Source organism: Vibrio hepatarius (assembly GCF_018860525.1).
In the GTDB taxonomy this organism is placed as follows: Bacteria; Pseudomonadota; Gammaproteobacteria; order Enterobacterales; family Vibrionaceae; genus Vibrio; species Vibrio hepatarius_B.
Window position 1 is genome coordinate 46,739 of sequence record NZ_JAHKPM010000064.1, and the last position, 16,678, is coordinate 63,416.

The window sequence follows — 16,678 nt, forward strand, 5'->3', positions numbered from 1 at the left end:
AGGCCATTACTGCTCATCTGGGAACCACTCTTCCAACAAATCTCTGGAACGTTCAAGTTCTTTTTGCCAAGTGTTAACACCAACTATGGTTGGCTTTAGTAAAATGACAAGTTCCGTTTTTTCAGTATATTGAGTTGTGTTACGGAACAAGTAGCCAAGACCTGGTAAATCGCCGAAAAAAGGCACCTTTGAGGTTTGATCAAACGTGTTTGACTTCATCAAGCCACCAATGATAACCACATCACCATCACGCGCTCTTATCACTGAGTCAGACTCACGAATCGAGCTCGTCGCTACAGGTAAAGTAACCTTATCGGTACCATTAGTAATATCTTTGGTTTCTTCTTTAACATCAATCACAGCGGGGTGTACATGCAATAAAACACTGCCATCGTTATCTATTTGCGGCGTAACATCTAAGGAAATACCAGAGAAAAATGGAGTAAGTTCTATGTCTGTTGACGTATCTGAGGCCGTCGTTCCACTGCTAGTATTACTAGAAAAATCTGTCACATAATAGCTGTCGTTTCCTACTTTAATGACTGCTTTTTGGTTATTCGATGCCGTCACTCTCGGGCTAGACAGTACATTGAGGTCACCTTGTGTGGACATGAAACTAATCACAGCATCGAAGCTACCACTGGATATCACTAAATTACCAGGGCCACCAAGCAAAGTTCCTATAGAGTCTAAGCCCGGCAAATCAGGCACTGGGGTAGTTGGACTTCCTTGACCTAAAGTGTAATTAGTTCCACCGGATGTAAAAGCCTTTGACCAGTCAATCCCCTGCTGATATCCGTCACTCAAGGTAACTTCCAGAATTTTAGCCTCAAGAATCACCTGCCTGTGCAATCTTTGTTGAGACATTCCTATAAAATTTTGTACCTCGCGAATTTGATCAGGAAAAGCTCTAATTGTAATGATCCCTGCTTGGGGAGTTATCACCACACTTTGACCTTCACCCGAACCAATAAGCTGGCTGACCGCCTGTTCTAACTGCGGCCAAAAATCACTTTCACTGGTGGTTTCGATTTCCGTTCCTCCTTTAGATGAGCTGTTAGAGGAAGAACTCGTTGTGGATGTATCCGAGCTACTAGAGGAAGAGCTCGAAGAATCACTATTGGTAATAGTGCCTGTGGTAATAAAGGTATTAGAACGACCACTGCGCTTAAATTGTAAGTAGTCAACCGGTATGGTTACCGTTCTAAGCCCCGCAGGATATATCTGAATAACCTTACCGTTTCGCTCAACTTGATAACCATACAGATCACGAATAACAGACAAAACTTCGTCTAAAGAGACATCTAATAAATTGACCGTTATACTGCCAGATACATCAGGATGCAAAGCCATACTGTACTCTGTACCCTTAACTAAACTGGTAAAAAAGGCCTTTGCGTCAACCTCATTAGCATGGACTCGAAAGCGTTTCACCGTTTTCGATTCTGTCAAACCGGCGTGATCAAGTTCCGGCATTAAATCTGCTTCAACCGAAGGTGGCAGTTGCTGTAAACCGTGACCACCGTTCTCATTGATTGCTTCGTTGAGCGTCTCTTTTATTTCAACGGGGTCTCTATGCCCCATTGAACAACCTGTTAATAACGCAACAACAACTGCTATAACGAGCTTACGCATATATTCCAAATCACCTTAATATTTGATATCCAGAGTAAAAAATTCGAGTTTCCATTGCTTATTCCCTCGTGAGAGGGTAACCATTTGAGGTTCTATACGGCTGACTTTAAAGCCATTAACCGACTCACCGACAATGACCACATTGCCACTCAATACCGCTTGGCATTTATCATGATTAAGACAAACAATACTTTGGAGTTTAGGTAATGGCTGTTGCACCTTCTTATTTCTGGATTCCGTTGAATCAGGTTTTTGCCAACCCAATGGTGCTGTTGGATCTTGGGAACTATTTACCAATGATGAATAAACCAAAAATACAGCGCTCAATACTCTAACCACCGATAAACTCCTGCCTTGTACCCAAGGTATATACTTCAAGAATTACTCGTGCATTTGGATAGGTTTCTACTTTGTAGCTAAAGCTGTTCCAGTAGTAATGGACTGGCATAGATTCCAACGTTTTCAGATAAGTTAGAATTGAAAAATAGCTACCTGTTAGTTCTATCTTCACAGGGTGGACGTAATACTCTGTTTGAGTTTGGTTATCAACGCCTCCCACAATCGGCTGAGCCTTTAACGACTCTAAAAGAACCAGCTTAAGACCTTGAGTTTCTCCTAAAACACCCTCTAGTAATTCCGCCATCAGACTTGGTGAAATAAAGCTCTCTATCATAAGAGCCAATTTTTCTGATAACCGCTGACTCTCAATAAGTAATTTCTTATACTCCATGTTTAGATTTTCATTAGGATCTTTTTTTAGCTTAGCAGTAACTACCAATATATCTGCTTCTAGACTCTGAAGATTTTGTGAAGTGAGCATCACTTGACGCTTTAACTCATGGTTAGATTTAAGTGTAGGCTCGATCAACCAAGCTGAAATAGTAAGAACAACCACGACCAAACCACATATTGCCAAGAGAACTTTTTCCCTTTGATTCAGTTCGCTAAATTTATTACCCAGTTGATCCCATACTCGATTCATCACTTATTCTCCCGTTGAGTGATAAGCTCGAAAGTAACGATATCTTGATCATTACGCCCTATCCGCAATTGCTCAAAAGTGCGCCCCAAAAGGTTAATATCGGATTGAAACTGGCTAACCCAGTTAGGGATAGATTTAGGTTCTCGCGCCAGGCCTTGTAAATCCATAGTATTAGCATCAATAAAAATACTGCTAAGAGAGATATCCTGCCGGCCTAACTTTGCCAAGGCTTTCATCACACCTGAATATCCCATCTGTTGAGATTCATCAAACTCAGCCACCGCTTTTAATGAAGCACGCTTACCTTTAATATCGGCTTTCAGTCTTTCAACAACCGCCATCTTTGCCGCAGATGGTTTATGCTTCGCAAGGCGTTTGTTTAGCTCTATTAACTTTTGCTCCACTTGCTGTTGTTGCTCAGTAAAATGTTCAAGTTCATCGCTTAGTTGATCATGTTGAAAATATAGGTAACCAGACATGGTAAGTAAAAAACCACCAACTACCGCCCAACCTATTACAATATTTGCTAACGTTAAATGTTCTGTTTTTGGTTTAATCGAATCAGGGTAAAGGTTAATCGCATTTTCGCCTAACTGAGATACAAATTTTATCAGCACCTCTCCTGAATCACATTGCTCATCAGTTAGACTTTCAACATTCACATTAAGACGCTCGTTTAATGCTTCAACCAACTCTTGCAACTCTTCTTCATCACAACACACTTTCATTTTATGTAGAGAGCTTCCTCTCAGTTGTGATGATAAATAATCAATCGATCGTTGCAGTTCAAGAGCAATGCCATCTAACTGTAGGACACTGGTGGCAACACCAGTTAATGGTGACGCAATACCTCGCATGGTTCGCTGAAAGGCGCAGTGATTATCGACAAATGCACTAACTCGAAAGCTACGTTGTTTGCTGCGCTGCAATAGTAAAAAACTGCCAAGCTCTGCTGCTGAGACACCCCAAACCTCATCTTCAACTAGCACACGACCAAGTTGAACATCCAATGCCAAAAGCATCTGCTGTAACTCAATAATGAGACTCTTTACAACCACATAGACTTGGAGTTTATTTCCTCCTGGCAATTCTGCAGCATCAGCAATAATATCCGTTACTTTCTCACTAATTAGGTCTTTGAGTAGAAAAGGTAAAGCACCACTCAACTCTGCTGGTGGTATATTGGGCTTGTCAATTTGATATGTCTGATAGAGTTTTGAATTGAGTACAACATCAAGTGTCAAATGAGAGAGTTCAATATCACCTAGACAACGACGAAGAACACTTTGCCATGAAGTATCCCCGACCGACACCTTAGAGGGAATATCGACGTCAGTTAGCTGAGAAAAATACAGTTCACTTGGCTGTATAACAACCGTCAGTGTGTTACGGGCCTGATTATTACGTTTAAATTTTCCGATCAAAGATTGAATGTTCATTTACCATTAACTTTTCGCCATCGGTTACGACGTCCAATGCGAACTTGACTGGCCGCCACTGCTTTTGTTTCTGGTTCTGCTTCAGGTAACAACTGCTGCTCAGGTTGAAAATATCGTCCTTGAACACCTTGCACACCTAAACGCATCATGGTTTTAAATTCCTGCTTGCTATCGACCCCAACCGCAATAACTTGTGTTTTTAATCCTTCACTCGCCCCTAATAGGCTGCGGACAAAAAGTTGGTTTTCATCACGCTGATCGATTTGCTTCACTAAACTTCTATGCAACTTTAAAAAATCAACTGGAAGATCTTTCAAGTAGTGAGTACTCACAATCGATCGCCCAGCTTGTCCAACCGCTATTCTACAACCCAATCCAGCAAGCATTTTTATCACTGGCCTCATATAGTCTAAGTGTTTAACAAGTCTTGCCTCAGCAAATTCAAACACTAACAACTTTCTCTGTCCTGAGGTTAATTGTAGTAGCTCATACTGAAACCATTTTAGATAACTTCTATCAGCAAATGGAACTACATGAATATTAACAGCGTAACACATTCCCACAGATGATACTTTTAGAAAGTTGATTACCGAGGAGAATACTTCACGATCTAATACTGCTTCATAGCCAACAGACTCAATCGCAGAGTTAAATCGCGAGGCTTTAATTAGTCCCTTATCAGGTTCATTTAATCTGACAAAAATCTCATTATGATCGAGAAGTCTCTCTTTTTTAGAATCAAAGGTGTAGCAGGGTTGATAATAAATAACCAATTTATCGGCCTGAATAGTTAAATCAAATAAAGTTCGCCAGCGAACATTACCACGCTCCTCATCATGGTATTGGTGCTTCTTAAACTTGTTCCATGTATTGACTCTCTGTAACTGGGCACTTTTTAGCGCAGTTTCCGCTTCACCCAGTATGCGCTCCTGAATCTCTCCTTCCCGATACATAGTAATACCGATATGCACCCAATTATCTTTTTCTAGTGGCGCTGGAGCTTGCAGTTTAGTTAACTGATTAAGGCTACTTAAAGCTATTTTTGATACATCTGTCCCACTCAGATGAGGAGCGAAAATAGCAAAGTCAGACCCATAGTATCGTGACAAAATTACGTCAGGATAACGTTGAATAATATTATTTAGGCTTTCACCCACGCTAATTATGAAGTCATCTGCCGCTTGCTTGCCTGACTCTTCCCTTAATTGTTCCCAATCATCAATACGCAGCAACAATACACCGCCATGAGACCCTTGCTCAGACAAAGTGGCTTCTAACTTGCTGTCAAACAACACACGATTAGCAGTACCTGTAAGTTGATCCAAAAAAGTTTGCGTCCTAATAAAGGTATCAAAGCGGCTTCGCTCTTGACGAGCATCCTGCAACTCCTCAATTAAGCTGTCTAAAGCTTCACTTGCCGTATACGGCCACTCTTTAATATCTCCTTTGGCATATGCTTCCACACGACCTGCGAGAATCATTCTGCCACGCTCTTCAAGCAGCTCAGAACCCTCTAACTGCTCTTTTAACCATTTCACACCGCGAATAAGACAAAATACGATCAAAATTACAGCCAAAGTTATAGACCATAAAGCTTCAAGAGAATATCCATAACCGATGTATGGAGGAACAGCTCTAAAATGGAGGCGATAATCGGGATTACGCTTTAATTGATACACAGTATCAAAGAGTAAAGCTGGATCGATGGTTGACGACGTATCTTTATAGCGGTAAATAATGCCGTTATCAGATAAAAGCTCCATTTCAATAATATTCGAAGCTCGTAACATTTTAGGCATCCAGCGCTGCAGAGAATCAGCCGCCTCTGGATCTTCCATTTCCTTATCTAACACTTCAACAATACCTTGCAATGAATGTTCAAGATACTCTTGCCCCAAGCGTTTAAATGAAAGTGTCCCGCCTAAAAATAGGATAAACATAGCACTAATGACAATTAGCGTAACAAAAGCAACCAGACGAGTACTTAGCTTTAAGGTAGGTGTATACCTCATAGGTAATGAATTCCTTTTCATGGGAGTAAAATATCCAAGGCTCTAACCATCGATTAAACAGAAATAACAGATGGCGTTACTCGCTGGCAAGTTTATTGTTTTAACTATATAAAAAAGCCGCGAAATTCGCGGCTTTTTTCAAGACTCTTCGAGTTAGAATGGGATGTCGTCATCAAAATCCATTGGTGGCTCATTATATTGAGGCTGACTTGGACTTTGTTGTTGGGGCTGTGAATAGTTCTGCTGCGCTTGAGGTGGCTGATTTTGCTGCATAGCTGGCTGCTGAGGTTGCCCCCAACTTCCTTGCTGCTGAGGCTGACCCATTGCTTGAGCAGGCGCACTGCCTTGAGCACGGCCACCCAACATTTGCATTACACCATTAAACCCTTGTACAACAACTTCAGTTGAATAACGGTCTTGGCCACTCTGATCTTGCCACTTACGAGTCTGCAATTGCCCTTCGATATAGACTTGAGAGCCTTTACGCAGATACTCACCAGCAACTTCAGCTAATTTACCAAACAAAGATACTCGATGCCATTCTGTTTTTTCACGCTGTTCACCTGTGGTTTTATCGCGCCAACTCTCAGATGTTGCAATCGTAATGTTTGCAACAGCGCCACCACTTGGCATATAACGCACCTCTGGATCAGAACCCAGATTACCGACTAAAATAACTTTGTTGACTCCACGGCTCGCCATGATTCGCTCCGTTTAAAATTCATTCATTAACACAATAGCCCACAAGGATAACACGCTTTAGTCCGTGAACAAATTGCAATCCTCGCCATGACTCTCTTCTGCCACTACCCAGACACTATTATTAGAGTAAATACTCGTCATTACGTGACTGATAGATCTAAAGTTTACCTATTAATATGAAATCAAACGCAATGTTATAACTAGAGTTAGCACTATTAATCATTCTCCTTCACTCTGCTCATATGTCTCAATTACACAACATCAAAAATTATGACAAAAAATATTTACACCCGAACCATTTATTTTCTAACAGAGAAAAAAAAGCAAAACGACCCTGTTATCGAACGTATTCAAAGACTGATATGCATTGATATTCCACGTATCGAGCCTGGTGACCTCATGTATGCGATGCAGTTACACAAACATAAAATATTAATGATAGATCATCAATATTATCAATCACTCCACAACCAAATCCGCGATCTGCCTTTATCAAACAAGATATTTGAAACCATTTTATTTAATGTCGAAAAACGGTTAACAACCGAAGAGTTGCTGTGTTTTGGCAATATAAAAGCATTGTTTTATCGCCACGAGCCCATAGAATCGATAGCTCGAGGATGCGAAGAAGTGATCAATAGTGAAAACTGGCTACCCCGCAAAGTTACCGCACAGCTTATTCACTACTATCGCCATGTAGTATTGAGTCAAACATCTCCTGCAACTGTTGATCTGACCTCTCGTGAAATTCAAATTCTAAGGTGCCTAAAAACAGGTGCTTCAAATATGCAAATTGCGGATGATCTGTTTATCAGCGAATTTACAGTTAAGTCACATCTGTATCAAATATTTAAAAAGCTATCAGTCAAAAATAGGGTGCAAGCCATTGCTTGGGCAAATCAGCATATGCTGTCTTAATTGTGAGCGAACAAGTAAAAATACGCTCATTACAATTTATCCATTAAGTGAAAAAATGTTAAGGTTGCGCCAACAATATAATCTATTCATTGATACAGGTATGAACATGATAAAAAAATGCCTCTTTCCGGCGGCTGGCTATGGTACTCGATTTCTTCCAGCGACTAAGTCAATGCCAAAAGAAATGATGCCAATCGTTAACAAACCCTTAATTGAATATGGGGTTGAAGAGGCGATTCAAGCGGGTATGAACGGTATGTGTATCGTTACAGGCCGCGGTAAGCACTCAATCATGGATCATTTTGATAAAAATTATGAGTTGGAGCATCAGATTAGCGGCACTAATAAGGAAGACCTCCTAGTCGATATTCGAGATATTATAGATAGCGCTAATTTTACTTACATTCGCCAACGTGAGATGAAAGGATTAGGCCACGCGATATTAACTGGACGTGAATTAATCGGTGATGAGCCTTTTGCTGTTGTTTTAGCTGATGACTTATGTGTTAACGAGCAAGAAGGCGTATTGGCGCAGATGGTGGCACTATTTAAACAATTCCGCTGCTCAATTGTCGCTGTCCAAGAAGTTCCCACTGATGAAACGCATAAATATGGGGTCATTTCTGGAGAAATGATTAAAGATAATATTTATCGTGTAGACGATATGGTTGAAAAGCCAGAAGCAGGAACTGCGCCAAGCAACTTAGCAATTATCGGCCGTTATATCCTGACACCTGACATTTTCGAACTGATCGAAAATACACAGCCAGGTAAAGGTGGAGAAATCCAAATCACGGACGCTTTATTAAAACAGGCTCAAGCAGGTTGTGTACTCGCATATAAATTTAAAGGTAAGCGTTTTGACTGTGGCAGTGTTGAAGGCTATATAGAAGCGACCAATTACTGTTTTGAAAACCTATATCTCAAAGACACGAAAAAGTCAGAGCTCGGTAAACAGTCGACAACAAAAGAAGCCCAAGAATAATAAAGGTTGATTGAATTTTTGCGGTTAATTTTCGTTTAAGATAAAAGTACTTAAATCAATCAGAGAGGTTTTCTGCCTAGTCACTCTAAGCAAAATACCTCTCAATACTGATGCCATCACAGCTGTAAACATTAGCTCAGGCATCCAACAAACTCTAACTATCTAAACGCTGGAGTTTCCAATCAACATAGTGACCTTGTACTGTTTTTTTATCCAGCACTTCTATGAAGACCCTTAACTCTATGTAATACTTAGCCCACTTATTTTTACATTGAGCGACAGTAATGGATAAGATCGACATTCGCGGCGCACGCACCCATAATTTAAAAAATGTTAACCTGACAATTCCACGTGACAAGCTTATCGTTATCACCGGGTTATCTGGCTCAGGCAAATCATCACTTGCATTTGATACCCTTTATGCCGAAGGCCAGCGTCGTTATGTGGAATCTCTTTCAGCCTACGCACGCCAATTTCTTTCATTAATGGAAAAGCCAGATGTCGATCATATTGAAGGTTTATCTCCAGCCATTTCTATTGAGCAAAAATCAACCTCTCATAACCCTCGCTCGACAGTAGGTACGATTACAGAAGTATACGACTACCTTCGTTTGCTTTATGCACGTGTGGGTGAGCCTCGCTGCCCCGAACATCAGGCTCCATTAAGTGCCCAAACTATTTCACAAATGGTCGATAAAGTCCTCGAACTCCCTGAAGGTTCTAAGATGATGCTCCTTGCCCCCATCATTAAAGAGCGCAAAGGCGAACATGTTAAAACACTTGAAAATTTAGCCGCGCAGGGCTTTATTCGAGCTCGAATAGATGGTGAGACCTGTGACTTATCCGATCCCCCCACGTTAGAGCTCCACAAGAAACATACCATTGACGTTGTCGTGGATCGTTTCAAAGTACGCAAAGATTTACAGCAAAGACTCGCTGAATCATTTGAGACGGCTCTCGAGTTATCAGGAGGTATTGTCGTAGTTTCGCCTATGGACGGTGATGAAGAAGAAATTATTTTTTCCGCTAATTTTGCGTGCCCACACTGTGGGTATAGTATGCAAGAGCTCGAACCAAGATTATTCTCATTTAATAACCCAGCAGGTGCTTGCCATACCTGCGACGGGTTAGGTGTTCAACAATACTTTGATCCCCAAAGAGTCATAGTCGATGACAGTTTAAGCCTCGCAGAAGGTGCCATACGTGGCTGGGATCAGAAAAACTATTATTACTTTCAGATGCTCTCTTCATTATCTGAACACTTCAAGTTTGACCTTAAAGTCCCCTTTAAGTCTCTATCAAATAAAGTTCGAGACATGATCCTCAAAGGATCCGGACGAATAGAAATAGAGTTTAAGTATATCAATGACAGGGGGGATATACGAGTTAAGCGCCATCCGTTTGAAGGCATACTCAATAATCTAGAACGCAGATACCGTGATACTGAATCAAATTCCGTAAGAGAAGATCTCGCCAAATATATTTCAACACGTACTTGTAATAGTTGTAATGGCAGCCGGCTAAGGCTTGAAGCTCGCAATGTTTTCATTGGAGATACTACTTTACCTGAGATTGTCGAACTCAGCATCGCCGATACCCTCAACTTCTTTGAATCACTGCAATTGGAAGGCCAACGTGCACAAATTGCTGATAAGGTGATGAAAGAGATCAATGACCGCCTGCAATTTTTAGTTAATGTCGGCCTAAACTATCTTAACCTATCTCGTAGTGCTGAAACGCTCTCTGGTGGTGAAGCTCAACGTATTAGGCTTGCCAGCCAAATTGGTGCAGGCTTAGTTGGTGTCATGTATGTCCTTGATGAACCTTCAATTGGGCTTCATCAGCGTGATAACGAACGTCTATTAAAAACATTAACGCACCTACGCGATTTAGGTAATACAGTGTTAGTCGTAGAGCATGATGAAGATGCTATAAAAATAGCAGATCATGTCATTGATATCGGCCCAGGCGCAGGTATTCATGGCGGAGAAGTCGTTGCACAAGGCTCTGTAGAAGACATTATAGCAACGCCAAGATCTCTAACAGGACAATACCTGAGTGGTAAAAAAGAAATCACTATACCAAACCATCGCACACCCAAAGATAACAATAAAGTTGTTAAGCTTATTGGTGCGACGGGCAATAACCTAAAAAATGTCACACTAGAAATCCCAGTCGGTTTATTTAGCTGTATTACCGGTGTATCTGGGTCAGGAAAATCAACTCTTATTAATGATACTTTCTATCAAATTGCCCATACTCAACTCAATGGGGCAACAACCGCCACACCAGCACCCTACCAAAAAGTCATTGGTCTAGAACATTTTGACAAAGTTATCGATATTGATCAGAGTCCAATAGGCCGCACCCCGCGCTCAAATCCAGCGACTTACACCGGTATTTTCACTCCAATTAGAGAATTGTTTGCAGGCACGCAAGAGTCCCGTTCTCGAGGCTATAAACCAGGGCGATTTAGTTTTAACGTTCGCGGAGGTCGATGTGAAGCTTGCCAAGGCGATGGGGTTATAAAGGTTGAGATGCATTTTCTTCCCGATGTGTACGTCCCTTGTGATGTTTGTAAAGGTAAACGCTATAATCGAGAGACATTAGAGGTTCATTATAAAGGTAAGTCGATTGATCAAGTATTAGGCATGACAGTAGAAGATGCGCGTACGTTCTTTGATCCTGTTCCTGTCATCGCCAGAAAGCTGCAAACTCTTATCGATGTAGGGCTCTCTTATATTCGTCTTGGCCAAGCTGCAACAACTTTATCAGGTGGAGAGGCCCAACGAGTAAAGCTGGCTAGGGAGCTTTCCAAACGAGATACGGGTAAAACACTGTATATATTGGATGAACCCACAACAGGTTTGCATTTTCATGATATTCAACAATTAATGGTCGTTCTTCATCGCTTAAGAGATCATGGTAATACCGTGGTCGTTATCGAGCATAACCTTGACGTAATCAAAACCTCTGATTGGATTATCGATTTAGGGCCGGAAGGCGGACAAGGAGGTGGAGAAATTATTGCTCAAGGTACACCAGAAGAGGTATCAAAAATAACTGGCTCGCACACAGCAAGATTTCTCAAGCCTATGTTAAAATAAGCAAAAATAGTAAGAGCAGCAGACCAACTATGGTCTGCTATCTTTTGAGGATACGACAACTAATGGCAAGCACTCATCTAACAGGAACAAGCTTAGAACCCCAGAAACCTAAGCTGCCACTGACCAAACCCTTTCTTGCCTCTATTGCTGTTATTTTTCTAATCGGTATGCATATCTTCACGCCTAACCCAGGAGGGGCAGGACTGGCACTCTCTTTCAATAGTACAACGTGGATAGCTGTATCTATCTCTATAGCTATCGGTTTGTATCAGATAGGTACCCAAGGGTTCATCAGGTATAACAAGCTCACCGTCGGTCTTTTTCTTTGCTGCGCATTATTAACCTTGCCCATAATATATCCCAAGTCAGACTTTTCCCTTGCCCAGGAGCGACTCATTGGACTTTGGTCTGGTTTGATACTGTTCTTTATTCTCCAACAATTTCGCTTTAGTAACAAACAAAAGCAGCGCTTACTATGGTTTATTACTATTGCAGTATTCATCCAGGCCATATTGGGCTGGTTGCAATATCTTATTCTCGAGCCAAATAATTGGTTTGGCTACAACACTATTGAAAATCGTCCCTATGGCATTTTTCAGCAACCAAACGTTATGGCCAGCTTTCTTGCTACAGGTCTTGCTCTATCAGGGTATTTACTCACCAAGCATCCGAAGAAATATCACATTCAATTAAGTGAAGTTATACTTCTCTATTTAATGCCAGTAATTACTGTTCCATTGCTATTATTTCTCGCTTCTCGAACTGGCTGGTTGAGCGCTTTTCTTTCAGTGCTTTTCCTACTGCCGTATTTATATCGATTTGCAACATCCAAACGATTTTGGGGCTGGGTTATATCAATTTCAATGGGGTTGATTATTGGTAGCAGCGTTAATTTTACAACAGATGGAAGTGCTATTGTAAATGATAAGGTACAATTAAGCGATAAGGCTAGGTCACTCTTCTTACCACAAGCTATGGATATGTTGATTGAAAAGCCCTTTACTGGTTACGGTTATGGTCGGTTTGAACCAGAATACATCACTTATACCGCACGCCAACATCAGCTCAATCCAAACTATAAACCAGGTATGGCATCATTAGATCATCCTCATAACGAATTACTTTATTGGGGCGTTGAAGGCGGACTATTACCCGTTTTGGCGATAATAATTGCTGCCCTAATCGTGTTGCTTAGGATCTATAATGCCAAGCAAGGTACCCGGCTTGCTATGCTTGCTTTATTTGTTCCATTAATCTTACATAGCCAGTTAGAGTACCCCTTCTATCATTCCGCAATCCATTGGATAACATTTGTCATTTTGCTGTTTTGGGTTGACCAAAGAGCTCGTTCATACCGCACGACAAATATTACATTAATTACCTCAACGTTACTTAGAGTGATGAGTTTGGTAGTCCCTATCCTAGTTAGTTTTTATATGCTCACCGGCCTACATACCAACTATATACTGACTAAATTCGAGACCTCAGCAACAAAAGACCCACAACTCCTAAAACAAGTGACTAATCCAATAATATGGAAAGATAGATACGACTGGGATATTTATAGCACTTACCTCAATATTGGTCTGCACTTAAAAGAAGCTAAATATATTCAGCCTTATATAGATTGGTCGTTGAATATCATTAGAGAAAAACCAAGACCAGCCTTTTACAATAACTTAATTATTGCCTATCAAGGCTTGGGTGACACCGAGCGAGCAGAACAAATACGTACTGAGGCACAATATTTATTCCCCAACCGTGATTTTATGAGCATACAGTATATTGCACCAAATCTTGATGCGCTCAAGCCAGATATCAACCAGTTACCAAAGTAAACTGTTACCAAAATAAATCCGGCGGCAATATATGCCGCCTCAAATCGTAAACTCGATTTATGGGGTTATAGCCTCTTCTAAGGCTCTTAAACACAAGGCGACATTTTCATTTCTCGCGCCATAACCCATAATGCCGATCCGCCAAGCTTTACCTGCCAACGCACCTAAGCCCGCCCCTATTTCCAAATTGTAAAAATTCAGCAAATGGCTTCGTACCTTAGCCTCATCAATACCTTGTGGAATAAATACAGCATTAAGCTGAGGCAGACGTATATCAGTATTGACGACAAATTCAAAGCCCAATTTATCAAGACCTAACCTGAGTTTATTATGCATCTCTTTGTGACGTCGCCATGCATTTTCAAGTCCTTCATTTTGCAGCATAATCAGTGACTCATGCAAAGCATAGAGGCTATTGACTGGTGCTGTGTGATGATAGCTGCGCTTACCGTCCCCACTCCAATAATCTAACACTAAACTTTGGTCCAGAAACCAACTTTGTACTGGCGTGCGCCTCGCTTGAATCTTATCAATCGCAAGGGATGAAAAAGTAACAGGGGATAATCCTGGAACACAAGACAAGCACTTTTGGCTGCCTGAATAGACCGCGTCTAACTGCCATTCATCAACTTTGAGAGGTATTCCCGCAAGTGACGTAACGGCATCAACAATAGTCAGAACGCCATGTACCTTGGCTAATTTCCCTAAAGCCTCGGCATCACTCTGCGCCCCTGTTGATGTTTCCGCGTGAACAAAAGCCAGTATTTTAGTATCAGGATGTTCTCTCAGCGCTTGCTCTACTTTATCTAAAGAAACAGCATTACCCCAATTATCATCAACTACAACAGCAATACCGCCAACACGCACAACATTCTCACGCATCCGCTCACCAAACACACCATTGCGACACACTATGACTTTATCGCCAGGCTCAATTAAATTCACAAAGCATGCTTCCATCCCTGCACTTCCAGGGGCTGATATTGCAATTGTAAAGTCATTTTGGGTTTGGAATGCGTATTTAAGGAGATGCTTAACTTCGTCCATCATCTGAATAAAAAGCGGATCCAGATGACCAATCGTTGGGCGACTCAGAGCTTGTAAAACTTGAGGTGAAATCTCAGAGGGACCAGGGCCCATGAGTATACGCCGTGGTGGGATAAAGCTTTGAATCGTCATCATTCGTTCCTTAAAAGCTGTGTATTTCACAAAGATTGACTCTCACCATAAAACATATTAACCAGTACGGCAATTTACCCAATATTCAAATCATAAGTTCTCATCACAACTTCAGTTTTTAGCCCACTAACGTTTCCATTGACAAACCGGTCATAAACACGTTCAATGCAAGAGGTACGGTGCTTATTATCACTGTATTTATGCATTTTGCAGAAGAGGAGCACTACCCAGGTAGGTGTTTTGTGGGGCCACAACTCCAATACATAACACTGAGGGGGAGTAGTGCCGAGGTAGATCAATATTGTGGATTTGATCTGTCGGTTGACTTGGGTTGAGTCCCATCAACTGTCACCAGCTCAGTCTGGTGAAGAGCTTCTGAGGTCGCCCTAACAATAAGCTCCTCGACTCGCTCATTCTCTCTTCAAGCAAAGGATTACTATTCATTTTCAGGAAGTTTTGGGAGAAATACTGTGAGCAATTTTAATGTTGCTAAGTTTGGTGGAACCAGTGTGGCTAATTTTGAGGCCATGAGTCGCTGCGCGGCCATTATTGAACAAAGACCACACACTAAACTTGTCGTCATTAGTGCATGTTCTGGAGTCACCAACTTATTAGTTGAATTAGCAAATGGAGTGTCGGATAACGAGCAACGTAACACTATCCTAATCAAACTCGCCACTATTCATGACGGCGTACTTAGTCAGCTCAATAACGCAACAAAAACTGCCAGTGATATATATGAAATCCTTAATACAGTAACGAGTTTAGCAGAAGCTGCTTCTATTCAACCAAGCAAAAAACTGACTGATCATCTTGTTGCTTGTGGTGAACTCATGTCTACCCATTTACTGACCAAACTCATGCAAGAGCGCGGAATCAATGCCAAACGATTTGATATACGTGATGCGCTACGAACAGATAGTGCCTTTGGTAAAGCAGAGCCCGAACTTGACACGATTTACAACCTTGCTCAGTCAAAATTAGTACCTTTGTGCCAAGAACATATCGTTGTTACCCAAGGGTTTATTGGCTCAGATGAGCAAGGAAATACGACTACATTGGGACGTGGAGGAAGCGATTATAGTGCAGCCTTAATCGCAGAAGCGGTCGAAGCCAAGGGTTTGGAAATATGGACAGACGTACCTGGTATTTACACCACCGATCCACGTATTGCCCCTGAGGCTTCCCCTATAGCAGAGATAAGCTTTAGTGAAGCGTCAGAAATGGCAAACTTTGGGGCTAAAATACTTCACCCTTCAACTCTTGTTCCCGCACTTCGCCATGAGATCCCCGTATTTGTCGGCTCATCAAAACAACCGGAACAAGGGGGGACATGGATTCGTCATCAAGTAGATAACTCACCTTTATTCAGAGCATTAGCCCTTCGCTGTAATCAAACTATGGTTACTCTACGTAGCGCTCGTATGTTTCACGCCTACGGCTTTCTGGCCAAAGTGTTTGAGATTCTGGCAAAACATAAAATCTCCGTTGACTTAATTACAACATCGGAAATTAGTGTCAGCCTAACACTTGACCAAACTGACACAGCCGGAGGTTCGCCTCAACTGCCTCATGAAGTCCGTTCCGAGCTTGAAGAGTTATGTAGTGTTGAGGTAGAGCAGAATTTATGTCTTGTTGCTCTAATCGGCAATAATATGAGTGAGAGTAAAGGCTACGCCAAACAAGTTTTTGGAACCCTTGAGGCATTTAACCTAAGAATGATCTGCTATGGAGCAAGTCCTCACAATCTATGTTTTTTAGTCAATGAAGCTGACTCTAAGTTAGCCATTCAAAAGCTACATAACCAATTATTCGAGCAATAAAGGTTGACATACTACCTTAAGGGTTGAATCATATATCAACCCTTAAATACAAAATAAT

The 16,678-nt window shown here is 41.4% G+C and carries 12 protein-coding genes and 1 riboswitch; of the genes, 5 read left to right on the forward strand and 7 right to left on the reverse strand.

Annotation, left to right across the window (positions count from 1 at the left end; genetic code table 11):
* Window positions 1-6: 6 nt before the first annotated feature.
* The 6 genes from mshL to KO511_RS19055 all read right to left on the reverse strand — a co-directional run bounded on the left by mshL (window position 7) and on the right by KO511_RS19055 (window position 6,770).
* A complete protein-coding gene (gene mshL / locus KO511_RS19030; protein WP_215988963.1) occupies window positions 7-1,635 on the reverse strand; it encodes a pilus (MSHA type) biogenesis protein MshL in 1,629 nt (542 codons plus the stop codon).
* Between the two features lie 15 nt (window positions 1,636-1,650).
* Window positions 1,651-1,974 carry an MSHA biogenesis protein MshK gene (locus KO511_RS19035; RefSeq protein ID WP_215988964.1) on the reverse strand — a complete coding sequence of 108 codons (324 nt, stop codon included), beginning with the start codon at window positions 1,972-1,974 and terminating at the stop codon, window positions 1,651-1,653.
* Complete coding sequence (gspM, locus tag KO511_RS19040; protein ID WP_215988965.1) at window positions 1,967-2,617, reverse strand: type II secretion system protein GspM; 651 nt, start codon at window positions 2,615-2,617, stop codon at window positions 1,967-1,969. The genes KO511_RS19035 and gspM overlap by 8 nt, the downstream gene beginning before the upstream one ends.
* The gene (locus KO511_RS19045; RefSeq protein WP_215988966.1) at window positions 2,617-4,056 is read right to left on the reverse strand and encodes an MSHA biogenesis protein MshI; all 1,440 of its coding nucleotides are present in this window, start codon (window positions 4,054-4,056) and stop codon (window positions 2,617-2,619) included. Before KO511_RS19045 ends, gspM begins: the two co-directional genes overlap by 1 nt.
* The gene (gene csrD, locus KO511_RS19050) at window positions 4,053-6,068 is read right to left on the reverse strand and encodes an RNase E specificity factor CsrD (protein ID WP_215988967.1); all 2,016 of its coding nucleotides are present in this window, start codon (window positions 6,066-6,068) and stop codon (window positions 4,053-4,055) included. The genes KO511_RS19045 and csrD overlap by 4 nt, the downstream gene beginning before the upstream one ends.
* 153 nt (window positions 6,069-6,221) lie before the next feature.
* Window positions 6,222-6,770: a single-stranded DNA-binding protein gene (locus KO511_RS19055; protein WP_215988968.1), complete on the reverse strand. Its 549-nt coding sequence runs from the start codon at window positions 6,768-6,770 to the stop codon at window positions 6,222-6,224.
* Between the two features lie 270 nt (window positions 6,771-7,040).
* On the opposite strand from KO511_RS19055, the gene KO511_RS19060 reads away from it, so the two are divergent.
* The 4 genes from KO511_RS19060 to KO511_RS19075 all read left to right on the forward strand — a co-directional run bounded on the left by KO511_RS19060 (window position 7,041) and on the right by KO511_RS19075 (window position 13,618).
* Window positions 7,041-7,688: a LuxR C-terminal-related transcriptional regulator gene (locus KO511_RS19060; RefSeq protein WP_215988969.1), complete on the forward strand. Its 648-nt coding sequence runs from the start codon at window positions 7,041-7,043 to the stop codon at window positions 7,686-7,688.
* Window positions 7,689-7,794: 106 nt separating this feature from the next.
* A complete protein-coding gene (gene galU, locus KO511_RS19065; protein WP_215988970.1) occupies window positions 7,795-8,673 on the forward strand; it encodes a UTP--glucose-1-phosphate uridylyltransferase GalU in 879 nt (292 codons plus the stop codon).
* 284 nt (window positions 8,674-8,957) lie between these two features.
* Entirely contained in the window at window positions 8,958-11,780 is a 2,823-nt protein-coding gene (gene uvrA / locus KO511_RS19070; RefSeq protein WP_215988971.1) for an excinuclease ABC subunit UvrA, read from the forward strand.
* 62 nt (window positions 11,781-11,842) lie between these two features.
* Window positions 11,843-13,618, forward strand: coding sequence for a PglL family O-oligosaccharyltransferase (locus tag KO511_RS19075; RefSeq protein ID WP_215988972.1), 1,776 nt, complete (start codon window positions 11,843-11,845; stop codon window positions 13,616-13,618).
* Between the two features lie 57 nt (window positions 13,619-13,675).
* Here KO511_RS19075 and KO511_RS19080 read toward each other — a convergent pair whose 3' ends face one another.
* On the reverse strand, window positions 13,676-14,797 hold the full coding sequence (locus tag KO511_RS19080; RefSeq protein WP_215988994.1) for a pyridoxal-phosphate-dependent aminotransferase family protein: 1,122 nt from the start codon (window positions 14,795-14,797) through the stop codon (window positions 13,676-13,678).
* Between the two features lie 205 nt (window positions 14,798-15,002).
* Window positions 15,003-15,180: riboswitch (Lysine riboswitch) on the forward strand.
* 87 nt (window positions 15,181-15,267) lie between these two features.
* On the opposite strand from KO511_RS19080, the gene lysC reads away from it, so the two are divergent.
* A complete protein-coding gene (lysC, locus tag KO511_RS19085; RefSeq protein ID WP_215988973.1) occupies window positions 15,268-16,620 on the forward strand; it encodes a lysine-sensitive aspartokinase 3 in 1,353 nt (450 codons plus the stop codon).
* Window positions 16,621-16,678: the final 58 nt, after the last annotated feature.